Origin of the sequence: Nonomuraea sp. NPDC049486 (genome assembly GCF_040676925.1) — a bacterium.
GTDB classification, from domain to species: Bacteria; Actinomycetota; Actinomycetes; order Streptosporangiales; family Streptosporangiaceae; genus Nonomuraea; species Nonomuraea ferruginea.
The window spans coordinates 181,165-198,401 of the sequence record NZ_JBFAPV010000017.1; the positions used below are offsets into that span (position 1 = coordinate 181,165).

Below are 17,237 nucleotides of genomic sequence, written 5' to 3' on the forward strand. Positions count from 1 at the left end.
CTGTTTCAAAACGTTCCGAACCATGCGGAGAGTGCCGCGCGCAGCGGGGGCATGGCGCTGTCCGTGGATTCGTCGAGGCCGGCAGCCCAGGCGACGTGGCCGTCCGGGCGGATCAGCAGCGCGTCAGCCGGCCGATCGTCGGTCTTGGCGGTGTGGACGTCGAGGAGATGCCGCCAGTCCCGGGCGATCTGGCGGAGCTCTGGGCGGTCGGCCAGGTCGAGGAGGACGGGCCGGGCGGTGTGCAGGAGGTCGGCGACGCTGGTGACGCCCTGGTCGGTGTGCAGGGTGAGGTCGGGGGCGAAGGTGCCGGTCAGCGGGTGGTGGTGGGAGCCGGGCATCGGGTAGCGGATGTCGGTTCCGGCGACGAGGGCTCCCATCCGGCGTAGCGGCTGCTCGTCGGTGAGCAGTTCGGTGAAGACGTCGCGGAGTGCTTCGGCGGCCGCGTCGTGCCCGCGCCGCAGCGCTACCTGCGCTCGGGTATGCAGCAGGGTGCGGGCGCCGGCCAGGTGACGTTCGGTGTGGTAGGTGTCCAGCAGGCCGGCCGGGGCCGTGCCGTGGAGGTCGGCGGCCAGCTTCCAGGCCAGGTTGACCGCGTCCAGCATGCCGGCGTTGAGCGCCACTCCGGTGGCGGGGAACAGGTGTGCCGCGTCGCCGGCGAGCAGGATGCGACCGGCACGGTATCGCTCGGCCTGGTGGGCTTTGAAGGTGAACCGGGACAGCCGGGTCGATCCGGCCAGGGGCAGGTGTGCGCCGAGCACGCGGTGGACGCTGTCCTGCAATTCGGCCAGGGTCATGGGGACGTCGTCGTCGTATTCGGTGGTCTCGTCCTCGACGGTGTAGAGGGAGACAGACTGGGTGCCGGGTGAGGAGCCGACGCCGAGCAGGCCATGGTTCGTGCGGGTGAAACCGGCGCGGATCGTGCCGAAGCCGGGGATGTCGAGATCGCCGTTGCCCAGAACGGTGACCGTGTGGGGCAGGGTGACCTGGGCCAGGCGGTTGACCTCGGGATAGGTGGTGCCGGGGAACGGAATGCCGGCCCAGCCACGGATGCGGCTGCGCGCGCCGTCGCACCCCACGAGGTACCGCGTGCTCGTCCGGTAAGGGCCGTCCGGGCCGCGCACGTCCACGGTGACCGCGTCGTCGTCCTGGCTTACCCCGGTCACCTCGTGTCCTCGGCGGAGGTCGACGCCGAGTTCGCCTGCTCGTTCGCCGAGCAGCCGCTCGAGCAGTTGCTGCGGTAGCGGCAGGGCGTGCATCGGGGGATCCGGCAGCTGGGTGAAATCCAGGTGCACGCCGCCGAACGGGAACCGGGGAGCCGGCGCAGGGCCGGTGCAGGCCGCTTCGAAGCGTTCCAGCAACCCCCGGTAGCGCAGCAGCTCCAGGATCTGCCCGCCCAGGCCCCCGGCCTTGGGGGTGTCGCGGGGACGCGGCTGTCGTTCCAGCACCAGCGGCCGCACTCCGGCCAGGCACAGCTCGGCGGCCAGCATGAAACCCGTCGGACCGGCCCCCACGACGATCACGTCGGCGTCCCCCGCCGGCCGCTCCTCTCGCAGGTCTTCTTCCGCGGGCCGGGCGGCATCGTGGTGCTTCATCATCTATGACCTTTCGATCGTGTCGTTCGTCGCGTCGGAACGCGCGAATCGGGACGGAGCTGTCAGCCGGGTGCCAGGCGGCTGAGGTGTTCCCAGGCGCGGTACTCTTCGGCCCTGGCCTGGTTCATCTGCTGAACCAGATCGAAGGACCGGCTGCCGACGATCAGCCGCAGGGGCGGGTCGGGCAGGTCCACGAGCCGCATGACGACCGGCGCGGCCGTGCTCGGGTCGGAACCCGCTTCGTCGCCCCACATCTCGGTCAGCTTCGCCCGCAGCGGGTCGTACGCCGGGTCGGGCATGGTGGCCGTCGTGCCGATCGTGAACAGGCCGGTGTCGTAGCCGCCCGGCTGGACGATGGTGACCTTGACGCCGAAGGGTTCGACCTCCATGGCCAGCGCCTGGCCGAGGGAGTCGATGGCCGATTTGCCGGCCGCGTACAGGCCGGCCGAGGCCATCCCGCCGCCCGTGCCCATCGTCGTCACCAGGAGGATGTGGCCCGAGCCCTGGGCGCGCAGGTGGGGCAGCACGGCCTGGGTGACCCAGATCGGCCCGAGGACGTTGACGTCGAAGTGGGCTCGGATCTGGGTCTCCGTGGCCTCTTCAACCATGCCGTACAACATCGCGCCGGCGTTGTCGACCACGATGTCGAGCCTGCCGAACGCGGCCACCGCCCGATCCACACCCTCGTGCACCGCGGCGCGGTTGGAGACGTCGAGCGGAACGCACGCCAGGGTGTCGGGATGGCGGGCCCGCAGGCCCTCCAGCGGCGCCATGTCGCGGGCCGCGGCCACGACGCGATCTCCCCTGCTCAGCGCGGCCTCCGCGAACGCCCTGCCCAGCCCTCTGGACGCGCCCGTAATGAACCAGACACGCATGACACTCACTCCTTGCATCAGTCTTCGAGAGCCTGGTAGAGGGTGGTCCAGAAGTCGCTCATCAGGTGGGCGGGGTCGGGCACGCTGTAGCCGAGCTGGCAGAGCAGGATGCCGGTGAGCTGGTTGGCCGGGTCGGCGTAGGCGGAGGTGCCGCTGCCGCCGTCCCAGCCGAACTGGCCGATCGGGGCGTAGTCGCCGCGGTAGGTGCGCACCGCCATGCCCAGGCCCCAGCCGCCCTGCTGGCCCTGGCCGAAGGAGATGTGCACGGCGTTGCGGGCCAGCGCGGTACGGGCGGCGTTCTGCTCCGGGGTGAGCCGGTTGGTGGTCATCAGCTCCACCGCCGGCCGCGACAGGATCCGCCGGCCCTCGTGAACCCCACCGTTGAGCAGCATCCGGAAGTAGGCGTGGTAGTCGTCGGCGGTGGAGACCAGGCCGCCACCGCCGCCCTGGAACGCCGGGGGCTTGCTCCACCTGCCGCCCTCGGGTTCGTCCCACGCGAGGAACTCGCCCGTGACGGGGTCGGGGGCGTACAGGGTGGGCAGCCGGTCGATCTGGTCGGCGGGCACGTGGAAGCCGGTGTCCTTCATGCCCAGGGGCTCGAAGATGCGCTCGCGCAGGAAGTCCTCGAAGCTCTGGCCGGTCACCCGGGACACCAGCACGCCGACCAGGTCGCTGCTGATCTGGTACTGCCACTGCTCGCCGGGCTGGTGCATCAGGGGCAGCTCGCCCAGGCGGCGCATCCACTCGTCCTGCTCCGGAACCTCGGTCGGCAGGTTCGGGGTCAGCCCTCGCTCGAAGATGGCGTTCAGGATCGGGGTGCCCAGCGCGGTCATGTCCATGCCCAGGCCGAAGGTGGAGGTCAGCACGTCGCGGACGGTGATCGGGCGGCGGGCCGGCACGATGGCGTCCAGCTCGGCGTCGATGCTCTTGAGCACCTGCCGGCCGGACAGCTCGGGCAGCCACGGATCGACCACGTCGTCCAGCCGCAGCCGGCACTCGTCCAGCAGCACCATCGCCGCCGCGATCGAGACCGGCTTGGAGGTGGAGGCCATCCGGAAGATCGTGTCGCGGCGCATCGGCGCGCCGCCGTCGTGCCGCATCGTGCCCAGCGTCTCCACGTGGGTCTGGCCGCCGCGGCTGACCAGGGCCACCAGGCCGGGGATCTTCCCCGAGTCGACATGCCGTGCCAGCACCTCACGCAGCCTGCGCAGCCCTTGCTCAGAGAAGCCGTTTCCGCCGATTGCCATGATCCTTGTCTCCTTGTCGTCATGATTGGTCCGCCGGTTCCGTTCCGATCCGGCGTTCGTGCGTTCACCCTCGCGAATGGGCCTGACATCGGGCCGTCGCCGCCCTGACGCCGCCGCTGACACGGCAGGGCCAGGTCAGCGGGCGGCCCGGCCGGGTGAAGGCCGCTCCGCGGCGAAGCCGGGAACATAGTCCTTGAGCCGCATCAGGTGCGGGCGGGCCGCCGTCGTGCGATCGAGCCCTTCCTGCGGAGGCGTGCCCAGGAAGAACTGGTCGGCGCCTTCGCGCCCCAGGTGCCGGTGCTCGGCGACGAAGCCGCGCGTCTCCCGCTCGTAGGCGGCGAACGCCCGCGCGTGGCCGCCGCCGGCGGCCAGCTCGCCGGCCAGGATGTAGGCGCCGATCAACGCCTGGGAGCCGCCGCGACCCGACGCCGGCGCCGCACGGTACCCGGCGTCCCCGAGCAGCACCACCCGGCCCGGGAACCAGCGGTGCATCTCCACCTGGGCGTTCGCCTCGAAGAAGAGGTCCTTCGCCCCCCGCATCTCCTCCAGCAGGCGCCGGACCAGCCGGCCTTCGTCGGCGAACCGCCCGGCCACGATGCGCTTGTGCTGCCCGGCGTCATCGCGGTCGTAGGCCAGCGGCCCGGAGGCGACGTGCAGCGCCGCCCGGGCTCGGGCGCCGTCGCGGGTGCCGAGCACCGCGGTCGCCGTGCCCGGTACGCGGTGGACCCGGCCGCCGTCTTCGGCGCCGCAATGGCCGGGCAGGCCGAAGACCGCCGTGCAGAGGCCCAGGTGCCGGACAAAGCGCTCGGGCGGCCCGAAGACCAGCGAGCGGGTCCCCCGAATACAGCCCGTCAGCGCCGGCCACCAGGTCGTCCCTGAGGATCTCCAGGTCGCCCGCACGGACCGCCACGGGCAGCGCGGCGTACTCGTCCGCCATCGCCGCATCACCCAGCCGCAGGTCCAGCGCTTCGGCCTTGCGCCAAGCCGACGTGTTCGACCCTGCCCAGCTCCAGCGGACACTCGGCCGGCACGCACCCGACATCGTGATGACCGACGTCCCCTACGGCGAACAGACCCATTGGCGCGGTCCCAGCGCGGCGGCAGGGGTCAGCGGCATGGTCGAGGCTCTATCGGCCGTGCTCCCGCACGACAGCGTGATCGCGGTGACGGTGCGGGGCCGCAAGGTTCCCATGGACCGCGGGCCGCGGCCCCAGGCGTCCTTCAAAATCGGTACCCGAGCCGTCGCGCTGTTCCGAACCTCCTAACGTCTTCGCACTTCCGCACGTGCGTGACAGCCGGAGGACGGCACACATTCGTGGTGAGGTCCTTGCCCGCGGGCGTCGGCGATGCGAACGGTTCACGCTTGAGACGCCGTCCTCATCCACGACAGCAGCACGCCCTCGGCGCGTAACTGGTCTTCGATCGCCGACAGATAGCGTGAGTTCCACAAACGACGGCGCTGGCTATGACGACAAGTCCCCGGCGGCGACGACCGGGCGAGATCGTCCTCGCGCAGGCACCCGACCGAGCTGTCCTATCGATGTCGAGCGCGTCGACCCGTGCCCAGCAGGACAGGTGCACGCTCGGCGGGTGGCGTGCGGACACACCACCGCACGGGCGGCCTCCTCGGCACAGGCCGCTCTGACCTTGGACGCGAGAGCGTGCCACACGCCCAACCGGGCGCGGAGGCACAGGGGCGCATCATCGACGACCCAGCCTCGTGTCATGGTGCCGTGGCCGGACGCCTCCTCCGGCCTTCCCGAGGGGGGCGGTGCGCCGCCGCGCCGAGGGCGAGAACGGCGTATCCGCAAGTCACCGCCAGACCCGCCCATGGCGGAAGCGGGTGGTAGCCGCTGATCGGCGACAGGTCCACGTCCACATGCGCGAACGTGGGGACGCTCTGCGTGATCGCGAACCCGGCGGCCGGGGTGCCCATCAGCAGCCAGGGCGCCGGACCCGAGGTCGCCAGCAGGTAGGGCACGACGACCAGCGCGACGGTCAGCCCGATGGCGACGACAACCCGCCTGACCACCGCCGCCAGGGCCAGCGCCAGCACGGCAGCGGCCGCCTCGCCCGGGTCCGCCGACGCGGTGCCCGTCCCCGAAACGGGCCGTCCCGGAAACGGTCGTTCACGGGACGGTTCAGAGGCGTCTCGAGTTCGCCCGCCGCCGCTTCGCCGCCTGACGGCCCGTATCAAGCAGGCAGGACGAGGGACGGTCTTTTCGAGCAGGCTTCTCAGCCCCGCGGGCTCAGGCCCGCCACGGCCAGCCGGAACAGCCGGTCCGCACGGGCCGCCGGGTCAGTGTGGTGCTCCGTCGCGAGGACGATGCCGACGATCAGCGCGATCAGGTCGGCGACGGTGACGCCTTCCGCCACCGTCCCGTCCTGCACGGCGCGCTGCAGCAGGGGATTCCCCGCCTCTGTCATCCTCGCCGAGCAGGTGTTCTCGTGTACGGGGTCGGGCTCGGCCCCGTCGTAGGCCAGTGCTGCCGCCAGCCCTCGGGCCGCGACGCAGTAGGCCACGACGTCACTGAGCCATTCCAGGAGCGCGTCACGGCTGTCACCTTTGCCTGTTAGCTCACGGGCGCGGGTGGCCAGGGCCTCGATGCGTTGATGGGAGACCGCCTCCAGCAGCGCCCGGCGGGTCGGGAAGTGGCGGCGCACGGTGGCCGAGCCGACCCCCGCGATGCGCGCGATCTGTTCCAGGGAGGCGCCGGCCCCGTACGCGGCGACCTCCTCCTCGGCCACGGCGAGGATGCGCGCGTAGTTGCGCCGGGCGTCCGCGCGCTGTCGGTCGGGCATGGGCGTCATCTCCAGAGTTGCTAAATGGCGGGGCCCGCCATATCGTATCGCACAGAAAACGGCGACCCCCGCCGTTTATGGCCCTGGGGAGCACTATGCCTGCAGATTCCGCACCTGTCCTGGTCACCGGCGCCACCGGCAGGCAGGGCGGCGCCACCGCCCGCGCCCTGCTCGCTGCAGGCGTTCCCGTACGCGCTCTGGTGCGTTACCCCGACACCGAGCGAGCCAAGGCCGTCGAGGCGCTGGGCGCCGATCTGGTTACCGGTGACCTCCACGATCGCGATGCGGTGGTGCGGGCCGCCACGGGTGTCCGCGCCGTCTTCTCTGTTCAGATGCCCGCCCTGGCTGCCGAAGGTTTCGATTTCGACGGAGAGGTGGCCCAGGCCGTCAACCTCATCCAGGGCGCGCAAGCTGCGGGAGTGCCGCAGTTCGTACACACGTCCACCAGCGGCGCCGGTCAGCACACCGAGGCTCCTGGCTGGATCGCAGGCCAGTGGGGCTCCCTGGACGCCAGCCTGGGAGCCAAGAGCACGATCCAGGACCGGGTTCGCGCGGCCGGCTTCTCCCGCTGGACGATCCTCAAGCCGGGCTTCTTCATGGAGAACTTCCTGCCGTCCATGGCTTTCCTGTTCCCGCGGGGCGTTGAAGGCGGTCTGGTGAGCGTCGTGAAGCCGGACACCCGGCTCTCCCTCGCCGCGGTGGACGATATCGGCAGGGCAGCCGCCGCAGCCATCGCCGAGCCGGAGCGGTTCCACGGGGTCGAGCTGGAGCTGGCGAGTGACTACCTGTCGATGACGGAGATCGCCGAGGTTCTCTCCCGCGCGCTCGGCACGCACCTGTCCGCGCCGGACATGACCGAGGAGCAGGCACTAGCCGTCGGAATGCCGGCGATGGGCGCCTCACACGAGTGGATGAACATAGCCGGCCAGCCGGCCCGCCCGCAGTACGCCAGGGACCTCGGTCTCTCGCTCACCAGCTTCGAGGAATGGGCTCGGCAGTACCTGCGGCTCGCGGCTTGACCAGAGACGGCCGCCGGCTGCTTGGCGTCACCCGGCCCTGGTCCTCATCCCTGCCCGGCCATCGTCTTGCTGATCTCAGCGTCAAGATGGCCCGCCACGCCTGACTCCTGCCTTACGTGCCTGACACGCCTGAAAGCATCTGACCAGCCATTTCGCTCGTCAACCAAGATAAGTCCGGCTGACCGGGGCCCCGTATGTGCTTCGTGACGGGTTCGTTAGTGACAGGGCGAAACCGGGTATCCGGGTCAGGGTCCCCTCGTCTGCCAGCTCGTCAGGTCGGATGGAGGGGTGCCATGTTCCCTGCCAGCGACGTCCCGATCCAGCACTCGTCGTCAGGATGCTCCACGCCGGGTGGGCTTCCGGCGAGTTCTGCCCCGGAGCCGTCTGGACCAGCCCAGAGACCGGCCGGGCGGCGGTGTGCCGGGCGAGACACGCTGGTCCAGCGCTCCCGTGCGGAAGGCCCCGATCGCATCGGCGACATCGACGCCGGCGAACGCGATGACGTCGGCCGCGGTCGCGAGCTCCAGCGAGCGTTCCGGAGCCCGCTGACGGGTATCGCGATCGCCGAACTGATGGGTCAGCAAGGCGATCACGGCCGTCAGATCGCCTACCGGCGGTTCGAGCCCGCGATGCGCGATCACCGCCGAGGTGGGAGGGAGGTACGGGGCGGCGCGGTTGAAAAGGGATCAAGCCGCTACCAGCCACGCCGGTGTGATACCGGCGCTCTCTCCAGGAGCGGCGGCCACACGTCCGGAGCCGCTTGGCAGCCGACGGACGAGAAGCCGGCTGCCGAGCCATGCATCACCGTGTGGGCAACCGCGGCGCGCTCACTTTCGCATCATGCCACTCAGCCATGCCCATCCGGTGCCGGGGCGGCAGCGGGCCGTGCCCGCGTCCGAACGAGATTCGAACGGTGAGAGTCGAGCACGTCACCGGGTCGCTTACGCACCACAGTGAGGGGGTGGTCCGGTCCGATGCGCGGGGCGGTCTCCGCGGGCCGGACCTGCCGGCGGGTGATGTGCCGTCGTTCGTCTGGGACGAAACCGCGCCGCGGCGGCGCATGAACACCATGGCCGCCGCAGTCCACCCATGCCGCCAGGGGTGGCGTCATGTTTGGTATGCGGCCGTGCGAGGATCCGCCGGATGAGCGGACCCAGACGCTGGTCGTCCTCGGCGCGCGGGGCGACCTGACAGCACGGCTGCTCCTGCCGGGCCTGGGCGGCTTGGTTGTCGCGTCTTCGCTCGCCGACCTCTCCTTGTAGGCAGCGACAAGGGCGAAGGGAACGACGAGGAGTGGCGGGCGGTCGTCGCCGGGACGTTCTCGACGGGCGAGGCGAGAGGACCGCCGCCGACGCCGTCGTCCGCAACGCGTGCTACGTGGCCGCGGACGTCACCGACGACGGCGACTTGCGCCGTCTGCTGGCGTGCCGTCGTGGTCGCCTCACGCTCTACTTCGCACTGCCGCCGGCGGTCACGGTCGAGTCCTGCCGGGCGCTGACGCGGATCGGCGTACCGGACGGCACCCGCATGGTGCTGGAGAAGCCCTTCGGCACCGACGCGGCCAGCGCCGCCGCGCTGAACGAGCTTCTGCACGCTCTCGTACCGGAAAGCCACGTGCACCGCGTCGACCACTTCCTCGGCATGTCTACGGTGCTCAACATCCTGGGCGTCCGCTTCGCCAACCGGGTGATCGAACCGCTGCTCACCGCGGAACACGTCGAAGCGGTCGACATCGTGTTCGACGAGACGCTCGGACTCGAGGGCCGCGCCGGCTTCTACGACGAGACGGGCGCCCTGCGCGACATGATCCAGAGCCATCTGCTCCAGGTGCTGACGTTCGCGGCGATGAGTCCGCCCAGCACGCTGGAACAGCTCGACGTACGGGACGCCAAGGCTGAAGTGCTGCGGGCGACCCACGTCTGGGGCGGCCGTCCCGAGAGGTTCAGTCGTCGCGCCCGCTATACCGCCGGCACGATCGACGGCCGCCCGCTTCCGTCGTACGTCGACGAGGCGGGCATAGACGCCGCCCGCAGGACCGACACACTGGCCGAGGTCGTCTTCGCCGTCGACACCTGGCGGTGGGCCGGTGTCCCGTTCGGTACCAGAGCGGAAGCTAACCGCGGGCTTCGGGGGCGATCCAGTCGTCGACGGCGAAGTCCTTCCTGACGAAGCCCTGCTGCACCAGGAATCGCTTGGTGCCCTCCAGCAGGGTGAGGCCCTCATCGGTGAACGGCGTGTCGGGGAGCTGCTCCTCCAGGGTGGTCTTCCGTACGATGTCGGACGCGAAGCCGCCAACGTCGACGGCGAACGACAGGTACTCGTCCCAGCTCGCCTTGGCCTGCCGGGTGGCCTCGACCTGGGCCGCCTGCCAGGTCTTGACGAAACCGGCGTGCTCGCCGAGGAACGTCTCCGTCACCACGGTGGCCGAGGTGCCGCGGTACTGGGGATGGTCGACCGCCAGCGTGTCGATCACCGGATAGCTCTTGTACCGCAGCGCCTCGACATTGGCGGCCGGGACGGCGGCGGCGTCCACGTCGCCGCGCTCCAGCGCGGCCTCGATGTCGGAGGCGTAGATGTGCACGATCTCCTTCGGCTCGATCTTGGCGTCGGTGAGCGCGCCGAGCAGGTAGCGGTGCATGTAGGAGCCGGTCTGAGTGGCGATCTTCCTGCCGGCCAGCTCCTGGAGGGAGCCGGGGCCTCCCTTCTTGGTGACGATCGCCGCGTCGAGCCCGACGGCGGCCTGGGCGATGAGCCGGGTGGGCTGCCCCGCTCCCCTGGCGACGAGCGCGGGCGTGTCGCCGTAGGTGGCGAGGTCGAGCTCACCGGCGACGAGCGCCTGGTTGAGGTCGGGGCCGTTGGGGAACGAGAACACCTCGACGCCGCCGACACCGGCGTCGGCCAGCAGCGGCACCAGCGCGCTCTTGTCGTGGAGATAGCCGACCGGGCCGGTGAGCCGGTTGCCGCTGCCGATCACGCCGATCCGCAGCGTGAACTTCTCGCCGGGTTCGCCGGCGGCGGCCTGCGAGTCCGCGCCGCACCCGGTCAGCGCGATCACCACGGCGGCGATAGCCGCCACAAGCGCGGCGGGAGATCGGCGGAGCCTCATCTGGATGTCCTTTCGGTGATGTCGGTACGATTGACGATCGGTGGCTGGGCGGCCGGCAACTCGGGGCCGACCGCCACGGCGGCGCCGGGGGTGCGGCCGCTTCCCCAGCCGAGCTGGCTGCGGTAGCTGCCCAGCAGTCCGGTGGCGGCGAGGTGGGCCTCGTCGCGCAGCGGGGAGTCCGGCCGCACGGGATGCGAGAGGGGTGCGACGAACAGGGCGTCGGCCGGGCAGTAGGCCTCGCACATGAAGCAGGTCTGGCAGTCCGACTGGCGGGCGATCACCGGCACGCCGTCCTCGCCCGTGTCGAACACGTTCCTCGGGCAGACCTCGACGCAGCGGTCGCAGGTGATGCACCGCTCCCGGGACACGATCTCGATCACGACGCCGCCCGCAGGTACGCGCCCGCCGCCGGTCCGAGCGCGGCGAACTCCTCCGGGCCGACCGGGGCGACCTCGTCCGGACGGGTCCGGATCTCGTCGAGCCCGCCGATGAGCAGCCGGTGCCGCCACGCCGGGTCCTGCGCGGGGTAGTCCTCGCGCTTGTGCATGCCGCGCGTCTCCGGGCGGGCCAGCGCCGCGGTGTACATCCACCGGGCGTGCACGGTCATCGCCGCCGCCTGGCGGGTGCGTACGGCCTCGGCCCCCGTGCCGTGCAGCCCGGCGCGCACCCCGCGCCAGAGGTCGTGCAGCGCGGCGAGCGCGGGGGTGAGCCGGTCCGCGTGCCGCAGGAGGTTCTTGTCGTACGGGAGGACCTCGGCCTGCACGGCGGCCACCACGTCGCGGTGCTCCCCCGGGGGGCCCGCCGTGCCGGTGGGCCGCAGCCCCGCCGTGCCCGCACCGGTCACGGACCGCCGGTTGGCGGCCGGGCCCAGCTCGGCGGCGTGCCGGGCCGCTCCCTGTCCCGCCCAGGTGCCCGATGAGATCGCCCAGGCGGCGTTGTGGCTGCCGCCTCCGGTGAACCCGCCGCAGATCAGCTCGCGGGTGGCCGCGTCACCGGCGACGTACAGACCGGGGACGGAGGTGGCGCAGTCGTCGGCGACGACGTGGATGCCGCCGGTGCCGCGCACCGTGCCTTCCAGCAGCATCGTGACGGGGAAGCGCTGGGTGAACGGGTCGATGCCCATCCGGTCGAAGGTGAGGAAGAAGTTGGGCTGGCCGAGCCGCATCCGGGCGCGCGCCTCGGCGTCGGCCCGGTCCAGCACGCAGTACACCTTCTCGTGCAGCAGCGTGCGGGCGATGACCGAGCGGCCGCGGGTGCTGCCCGCGCCTTCGAGCACCGAGCCGTCCTCGCGGTAGAAGCTGGCGTAGGAGTAGTAGGCGGTCTTGGTGAGCGAGGTGGACTCGGGGGCGATGGCGTAGGCGTTGGAGAACTCCATGCCGGACAGCTCGGCTCCGAGCTCGGCGGCCATGAGGTGGCCGTCGCCGGTGTTGACGTGGCAGCCCAGGGTTCCGCTGAGGAACGCGCATCCGCCGGTGGCGAGCACCACGGACGCGGCCCGCACCCGGTACGGCTCGTCCATCTGCAGGCGGTGCCCGGCCGCGCCGGCGACCGCCCCGGCGGCGTCGGTCAGCAGCTCGGTCACCGGGCTGTGGTCGAGGATGCGCACCCCCGCCCGCCGCACCATGATCCGCATCCGGCGCATGTACTCGGGCCCTTGGACACCCCGCCGCAGCGGCTGTCCGTCCACCACCGGGAAGGGGTAGCGCCCGATGGTGGCCAGCTCGTCGACGCCGTCGTAGGTCTGGTCGAGCACCCGCGTCATCCAGCGGCGGTCGGCCAGGTAGCCGCCCATGGCCTCGCGGGAGGCCATGGCCTTCTCCCGCGCGTCCGGGTCCGGCTGCACGTACCAGATGCCGGTTCCGGCGGAGGCGGCCGCGCCGCTGGTGCCGCAGTAGCCCTTGTCGGCGAGGACGACGTCCGCCCCCGCCTGTGCGGCCTTCAACGCGGCCCACGTGGCGGCGGGCCCGCCGCCGATCACGAGGACATCGGTGGTGAGTTCGAGCGTGTCCCTCATCGTGCCTCCTGTTGTGCCACGAGTTGTCCGGATTCGGGGTCGGATTCGGGGTCGGGGCCGCCCAGGTCGGGATCGACGCCGAGGGCCGAGAGCAGGCGGCGGCGCAGGGCCGCGAACCGCGGGTGGTCGACCGGCCGGGGCCGCGGGATGTCGACGACGAACTCCTCGGCGATGCGCCCGTCGGCGAGCACCAGCGCCCGGTCGGCGAGTAGCAGCGCCTCGTCCACGTCGTGGGTGACCAGCAGGATCGCGGGCCGGTGCCGGCTCCACAGGCGGGCGACCAGGGCCTGCACCTTGATCCGGGTGAGCGCGTCGAGCGCGCCGAACGGCTCATCGAGCAGGAGCAGGTCGGGCGTGCGGACAAGGGCCCGGGCCAGGGCCACCCGCTGCGACTCGCCACCGGACAGGGTGACCGGCCAGGCGTCCGCCCGGGCCGCCAGCCCGACCTCGTCCAGAGCCTGCAGGGCCCGCGCGCGCAGCCCTCGGCCGGAGAGGCCGAGCGTGACGTTCCGCCACACGTTCGTCCAGGGCAGCAGGCGATGTTCCTGGAAGACGACGGCCCGCCGCTCGGGCACGTCGAGTTCGCCCGTGGCCTGCGTGTCCAGCCCGGCGACGGCGCGCAGCAGCGTGCTCTTCCCCGAGCCGCTGGCGCCCAGCAGCGCGACGAACTCGCCGGGAGCAAGGTCGAGGTCGGCGCCAGACAGGATCTCCCGCCCGGCGAAGCCGCGCCTCAGGCCGCGCACCCGCACCCCACGCCCGGCGTCCGTGCCGCTGTCGACTTTCGAGACATCGGTGATGCTCATCGCGCCACCAGTCCTCGTCGCCAGGCCAAGGCCCTGCGTTCGATCGCCCGTACGGCCAGGTCGGTGGTGAGACCGAGCAGGGCGTACACGACGAGCACAACGAAGACCACGTCGGTGCGCAGGAATTCCTTGGCGTCGGTGACGAGGAAGCCGATGCCGGAGGTGGTGGCCGTCATCTCGGCGACCACTAGGCTGAGCCAGCCGATGCCGAGGGACTGCCGCAGGCCGACCAGGATCTGCGGCAGCGCGCCGGGCAGGATCACCTTGCGGATCAGCGCGAGCCCGCGCACCCCGCACGAGCGGGCGGACTCCACGATCCGCTCGTCCACGCTGCGGATGCCGTGGAAGACGTTGATGTACAGCGGGAAGATCGGCCCGATCGTGATGAGGGCGACCTTGGCGGTCTCGCCGATGCCGAACCAGATGATGAAGACCGGGACGAGGGCGAGGTGCGGCAGCATCCGCAGAGCCTGAAGGGGCGCGTCGATGATGTCCTCGGCGATCCTGAACAGTCCGGCGGCGAGGCCGAGCACCAGGCCGACGGTGAGCCCGAGCGACAGTCCCTTGGCCACCCGCTCCAGGGATGCCAGCAGGTGCACCGGCAGCTCACCGGAGCGGATCAGCTCGGCGCCGGCCTCCAGCACCTGGGTGGGCGGCGGGGTGGCCGTGCCGAGCAGCCCGCGGGAGGCGCCGACCTGCCAGGCGACCAGCAGGACGGCCAGGCCGATCAGGCGGCGGCCCCGCGTGGCGACGGCTGTCAGCAGCCGGGGGACGAATGTCGGCGGAGCCCCGCGGATCATGTCCGCGGGCACGCTGCCGGAGGGGACGGCGGATGATGACATCGAAACGGCTCCTTGGGAAGGGACGTGCCCGATTCCGGGCATGCGCGTCAGGATGGACGGAGGAGCGGCGGAAGGGGGCCGCCCAGGCGTTCGTCACGCATGTGGGGGCGGATCGGTTGCATGCCGTGGCTCCCGGACGGCGATGTCCCGGGCATGGGGCTCAGGGGCGTGCACGGGCACGCGCCCGGGGTTCACACCGGCGCCTCGGCCGAGGTCGCCGGTGAACGGCCGTCAGCGACAGGCGGTCGCGTGCGGCTGGGTGAGGTGACAGGAGGCCGCGGAAAGGGGGCAGCTCATGCCTCTGACGATAATCCCAACAATTTCTACTGTCCAGGGGGGTTATTAGGAAAACTAGAGTGACCTCGGCAACATCGGGTCCAGCCGAGAGACGGGACCTGCCGTTGTCGATGAGCGCCTCGGCGAGGGAAGGTCATCCGAGGGAGAAATGCCGCTCCCTTGGCCAGGGATATTCCAACTGGCGCAACAGCACGTCACAGGGTGTCGCGTACGTGCCCGTCGCGTCCACCCTCCGCCTGATCGGCTTACGCCACAGGTTGTGCCTGAGCGGAGCGTGACACGGCAGCCTGGAGGAGGCGCGGGGCGAGGGCCACCGCCTGGGCGCGGATCTCCGGCACCGCGGTCGTCTCGTACAAGGTGCCGCGCAGCAGCGGACCCAGGGCGAACAGGCGGTCACTCCGGCGTCCGCCCGCGTCCAGCACCGCGCCATCCGGATCGGCGTCGAGCCCGAGCCGGAGCGAGTCCTGCCGGGCGACTCCGGTGGCGATGAGGCTCGCGAGGAAAGGGCTGGTGGTGACATCGGTACCCGGCCCGGTGGCGTTGACCAGCCAGCCGACGTCGAGGCCGGTCATGGCTCCGTCCAGGTCGGCGCGGATGCGCAGCCCGTCCGTGGCGGGCTCGGCGGTGAGCAGGCTGCCGCGCAGCAGGCGCAGCCGTCCGCCGGCGCGCAGGTCGTCGATGGCGGTCGCCGAGTGGGGCGGGATGCGGTGCCGGTGGATCTCCCAGTAGCGGGCCACCCTGCGCAGGAACAGCCGCCGCTCGTCCGGCCCGAGCCGCTGCCACAACTCCTGGACGTGCGGTCGCAGCCCTTCCAGCACGCCCTGCCAGTCGCCGCTCGCCCGTACGGCCTTTCGGGTGGCGGCCAGCAGGTCCGTGACGCGCAGCGGGCCGTCGGGGATGGTCACCGGGAGGGGCAGGGCCGGGCGTACCAGGTGCGGGCGAGGGAGGAGGGCACGCCGGGACAGCGCGTACACCACGGTGTCCGGGTGCGCCCGGGTCACGGTGAGGGCCACGTCCACCATCGTCAGGCCGGTGCCGAGGACCAGCACGGGTGCGCCGTCGTCGATGCCGGTCAGGGCGCCCGGCGCCCATGGGTCGGCGATGTGACGGGGGTGCGCGGCCACGCCCGGCAGCGGGGCGGGGCTGCCGTTGCCGAGGGCCAGAACGACCGCGTCGGCGGCCATGCGGCGGCCGTCGGCCAGCCGTACCGCGTGGTCGGCGTCCAGAGCGACGGCCGCGGCGGTGACGCGGTGAAGCGGGCGCGCGGGTAGATCTTCGGCGACGGCCAGCACCTCGCGCAGGTAGCGGCCGTAGATCGCGCGTGGCAGGTAGTCGTAGGCGTGCACGCCCGTGGTGCGCGCCCAGGCCAGCAGGTGATCCGGTTCGTCGTCGAGGGCGCTCATCCGCTCGACGCGGGTGTTGAGCAGGTGGTGCGGGTCGGTGGTGGAATAGGCCTGGCCGAGCGCGTGCCGGCCGCCTTGGTCGATCAGCGTGACCGCCACCGGGGTGCCGGTGGCGCGGGCGAGTCTTAGCAGGTGGATCGCGGTCAGGGCGCCGCTCGCGCCGCCCCCGACGATGATGACCGAAGGCAGGACCATAAACCCACTATACCAGTGGGATATATAGGATTCAGGTATCAGAACGAGGTCCTGTCGTATCCGGCCGGACATTCCGCTAACCAATGAGGCGCTGGTCAGCGGGGCTCGTCCCTGGTAGTCCAGCCATGTTTGGTGATGAGCTTGGAAGCGCATTGCGGAGCTGGTTGATGCGTTCTTGGGCGTCGAGGCCCTGGATGCCGATGGTGAGGGCTGAGTCGGTGGCGTAGTAGGTGGTGTGGCATCCTTCGGCGGCGACCCGAGCCGCGGCGTGGATCCGGCCCCGGAGCCGGATGAGCTTGCGCTGGTCGGTTACGCGGTCGAGGCCGTCGATAGTGAGGTAGCGCAGGAAGGGGCCGGGAATAGTGAAGAATCCGTCGGGTGGCCCGGCCTCGCCGCCGCCCGGGCCCGCCGGGCGCGCGGCCAGTCCGTCACACAGATCGCCCGCGAGTTCGGCGTCGGCAGGTCAGCGCTGTACCGGGCGCTGGGCAGCCCCGTCGACAATCGGCGCTGCCCAGGAGGTAGCGCGGTGAGCGGCGGCTATCCAGACTGGCGGCGAAGCCGGTGTCTCCCCCGGATGTGTCTCCGGGCCACTATGACCGCCTGGGGGATGCGGCACGTCATGGCGGGCTTCGCCGCCTTCGGGCGCTCGTGACCCGGTGCAGGGGAGGTTGGCGTACTCGCCGCCGCCCCCGCCCCGCCCTGCCCGCCAGGAAGGAGGGCCGATTCATGGGCCTTGGTATCGCGCTGGTCTGGCTGGCCATAGGCGTACGCCCGCCGGGTAAGCCCGTCTGCCTGTCTGATCAGGGAAGCGGCAGTTCTCTGAGCTGCCGGCGGGAGGTGATGCCCAGCTTGCGGAAAAGGCTCGGCTCTCCCTGTCCCGCCCCGAAGGAGGGCTGAGTAACGACGCCGCAGGCTTCGCTTCATGCTACGGCCCGCACCGTCGCTCCTGAGGTGCCCCGAAGATTCCGGACAGTTGGCTACATAAACTGACAGAAGTCTGGAAGAGGTAGGTACGTGACGAGGCGTCGCAGGCAGTTCTCGC

General features: G+C 71.4%; 17 protein-coding genes. 4 read left to right on the top strand and 13 right to left on the bottom strand.

All coding sequences use genetic code 11. From position 1 onward, the window contains the following. Positions 1-5: 5 nt before the first annotated feature. The 4 genes from AB0K05_RS37450 to AB0K05_RS37465 all read right to left on the bottom strand — a co-directional run bounded on the left by AB0K05_RS37450 (position 6) and on the right by AB0K05_RS37465 (position 4,614). Positions 6-1,592, bottom strand: a complete 1,587-nt coding sequence (locus AB0K05_RS37450; protein ID WP_364235735.1) for an FAD-dependent monooxygenase — start codon at positions 1,590-1,592, stop codon at positions 6-8. Between the two features lie 62 nt (positions 1,593-1,654). Further along, on the bottom strand, positions 1,655-2,467 hold the full coding sequence (locus AB0K05_RS37455; protein WP_364235738.1) for an SDR family NAD(P)-dependent oxidoreductase: 813 nt from the start codon (positions 2,465-2,467) through the stop codon (positions 1,655-1,657). Between the two features lie 17 nt (positions 2,468-2,484). Continuing rightward, positions 2,485-3,714 (bottom strand): serine hydrolase domain-containing protein, encoded by a 1,230-nt coding sequence (locus AB0K05_RS37460; RefSeq protein ID WP_364235740.1) that lies wholly within the window; start codon positions 3,712-3,714, stop codon positions 2,485-2,487. Positions 3,715-3,849: 135 nt separating this feature from the next. After that, positions 3,850-4,614, bottom strand: a complete 765-nt coding sequence (locus AB0K05_RS37465; RefSeq protein ID WP_271277062.1) for a hypothetical protein — start codon at positions 4,612-4,614, stop codon at positions 3,850-3,852. 35 nt (positions 4,615-4,649) lie between these two features. Between AB0K05_RS37465 and AB0K05_RS37470 the strand changes: the two genes are divergently transcribed. After that, complete coding sequence (locus tag AB0K05_RS37470) at positions 4,650-4,979, top strand: hypothetical protein (protein ID WP_271277078.1); 330 nt, start codon at positions 4,650-4,652, stop codon at positions 4,977-4,979. Positions 4,980-5,437: 458 nt separating this feature from the next. On the opposite strand, the gene AB0K05_RS37475 is transcribed toward AB0K05_RS37470, so the two are convergent. After that, positions 5,438-5,770 (bottom strand): hypothetical protein, encoded by a 333-nt coding sequence (locus AB0K05_RS37475; protein ID WP_271277063.1) that lies wholly within the window; start codon positions 5,768-5,770, stop codon positions 5,438-5,440. Between the two features lie 179 nt (positions 5,771-5,949). Beyond that, positions 5,950-6,516 carry a TetR/AcrR family transcriptional regulator gene (locus tag AB0K05_RS37480; RefSeq protein ID WP_148030807.1) on the bottom strand — a complete coding sequence of 189 codons (567 nt, stop codon included), beginning with the start codon at positions 6,514-6,516 and terminating at the stop codon, positions 5,950-5,952. Between the two features lie 95 nt (positions 6,517-6,611). Here AB0K05_RS37480 and AB0K05_RS37485 point away from each other — a divergent pair, with 95 nt between their 5' ends. After that, the gene (locus AB0K05_RS37485) at positions 6,612-7,535 is read left to right on the top strand and encodes an NmrA family NAD(P)-binding protein (RefSeq protein ID WP_271277064.1); all 924 of its coding nucleotides are present in this window, start codon (positions 6,612-6,614) and stop codon (positions 7,533-7,535) included. Between the two features lie 332 nt (positions 7,536-7,867). Here the strand turns inward: AB0K05_RS37485 and AB0K05_RS37490 are convergent, their stop codons facing one another. Further along, a complete protein-coding gene (locus AB0K05_RS37490; protein WP_271277065.1) occupies positions 7,868-8,176 on the bottom strand; it encodes a hypothetical protein in 309 nt (102 codons plus the stop codon). A gap of 652 nt (positions 8,177-8,828) precedes the next feature. Here AB0K05_RS37490 and AB0K05_RS37495 point away from each other — a divergent pair. Further along, on the top strand, positions 8,829-9,701 hold the full coding sequence (locus AB0K05_RS37495; RefSeq protein ID WP_364235744.1) for a hypothetical protein: 873 nt from the start codon (positions 8,829-8,831) through the stop codon (positions 9,699-9,701). Here AB0K05_RS37495 and AB0K05_RS37500 read toward each other — a convergent pair. The 6 genes from AB0K05_RS37500 to AB0K05_RS37525 all read right to left on the bottom strand — a co-directional run bounded on the left by AB0K05_RS37500 (position 9,649) and on the right by AB0K05_RS37525 (position 16,195). Further along, on the bottom strand, positions 9,649-10,641 hold the full coding sequence (locus AB0K05_RS37500; protein WP_271277067.1) for an ABC transporter substrate-binding protein: 993 nt from the start codon (positions 10,639-10,641) through the stop codon (positions 9,649-9,651). The two genes, AB0K05_RS37495 and AB0K05_RS37500, sit on opposite strands and share 53 nt — an antisense overlap. Continuing rightward, a complete protein-coding gene (locus AB0K05_RS37505) occupies positions 10,638-11,021 on the bottom strand; it encodes a ferredoxin family protein (protein ID WP_271277068.1) in 384 nt (127 codons plus the stop codon). Before AB0K05_RS37505 ends, AB0K05_RS37500 begins: the two co-directional genes overlap by 4 nt. Then, positions 11,018-12,655: an FAD-binding protein gene (locus tag AB0K05_RS37510; RefSeq protein WP_271277069.1), complete on the bottom strand. Its 1,638-nt coding sequence runs from the start codon at positions 12,653-12,655 to the stop codon at positions 11,018-11,020. The genes AB0K05_RS37505 and AB0K05_RS37510 overlap by 4 nt, the downstream gene beginning before the upstream one ends. Next, the gene (locus AB0K05_RS37515; protein WP_271277070.1) at positions 12,652-13,458 is read right to left on the bottom strand and encodes an ABC transporter ATP-binding protein; all 807 of its coding nucleotides are present in this window, start codon (positions 13,456-13,458) and stop codon (positions 12,652-12,654) included. The genes AB0K05_RS37510 and AB0K05_RS37515 overlap by 4 nt, the downstream gene beginning before the upstream one ends. After that, positions 13,455-14,300 carry an ABC transporter permease gene (locus tag AB0K05_RS37520; protein WP_271277071.1) on the bottom strand — a complete coding sequence of 282 codons (846 nt, stop codon included), beginning with the start codon at positions 14,298-14,300 and terminating at the stop codon, positions 13,455-13,457. Before AB0K05_RS37520 ends, AB0K05_RS37515 begins: the two co-directional genes overlap by 4 nt. Positions 14,301-14,842: 542 nt before the next feature. Beyond that, positions 14,843-16,195 carry an FAD/NAD(P)-binding protein gene (locus AB0K05_RS37525; RefSeq protein WP_364235749.1) on the bottom strand — a complete coding sequence of 451 codons (1,353 nt, stop codon included), beginning with the start codon at positions 16,193-16,195 and terminating at the stop codon, positions 14,843-14,845. Between the two features lie 268 nt (positions 16,196-16,463). Here AB0K05_RS37525 and AB0K05_RS37530 point away from each other — a divergent pair, with 268 nt between their 5' ends. After that, a complete protein-coding gene (locus tag AB0K05_RS37530) occupies positions 16,464-16,847 on the top strand; it encodes a helix-turn-helix domain-containing protein (protein WP_364235754.1) in 384 nt (127 codons plus the stop codon). Positions 16,848-17,237: the final 390 nt, after the last annotated feature.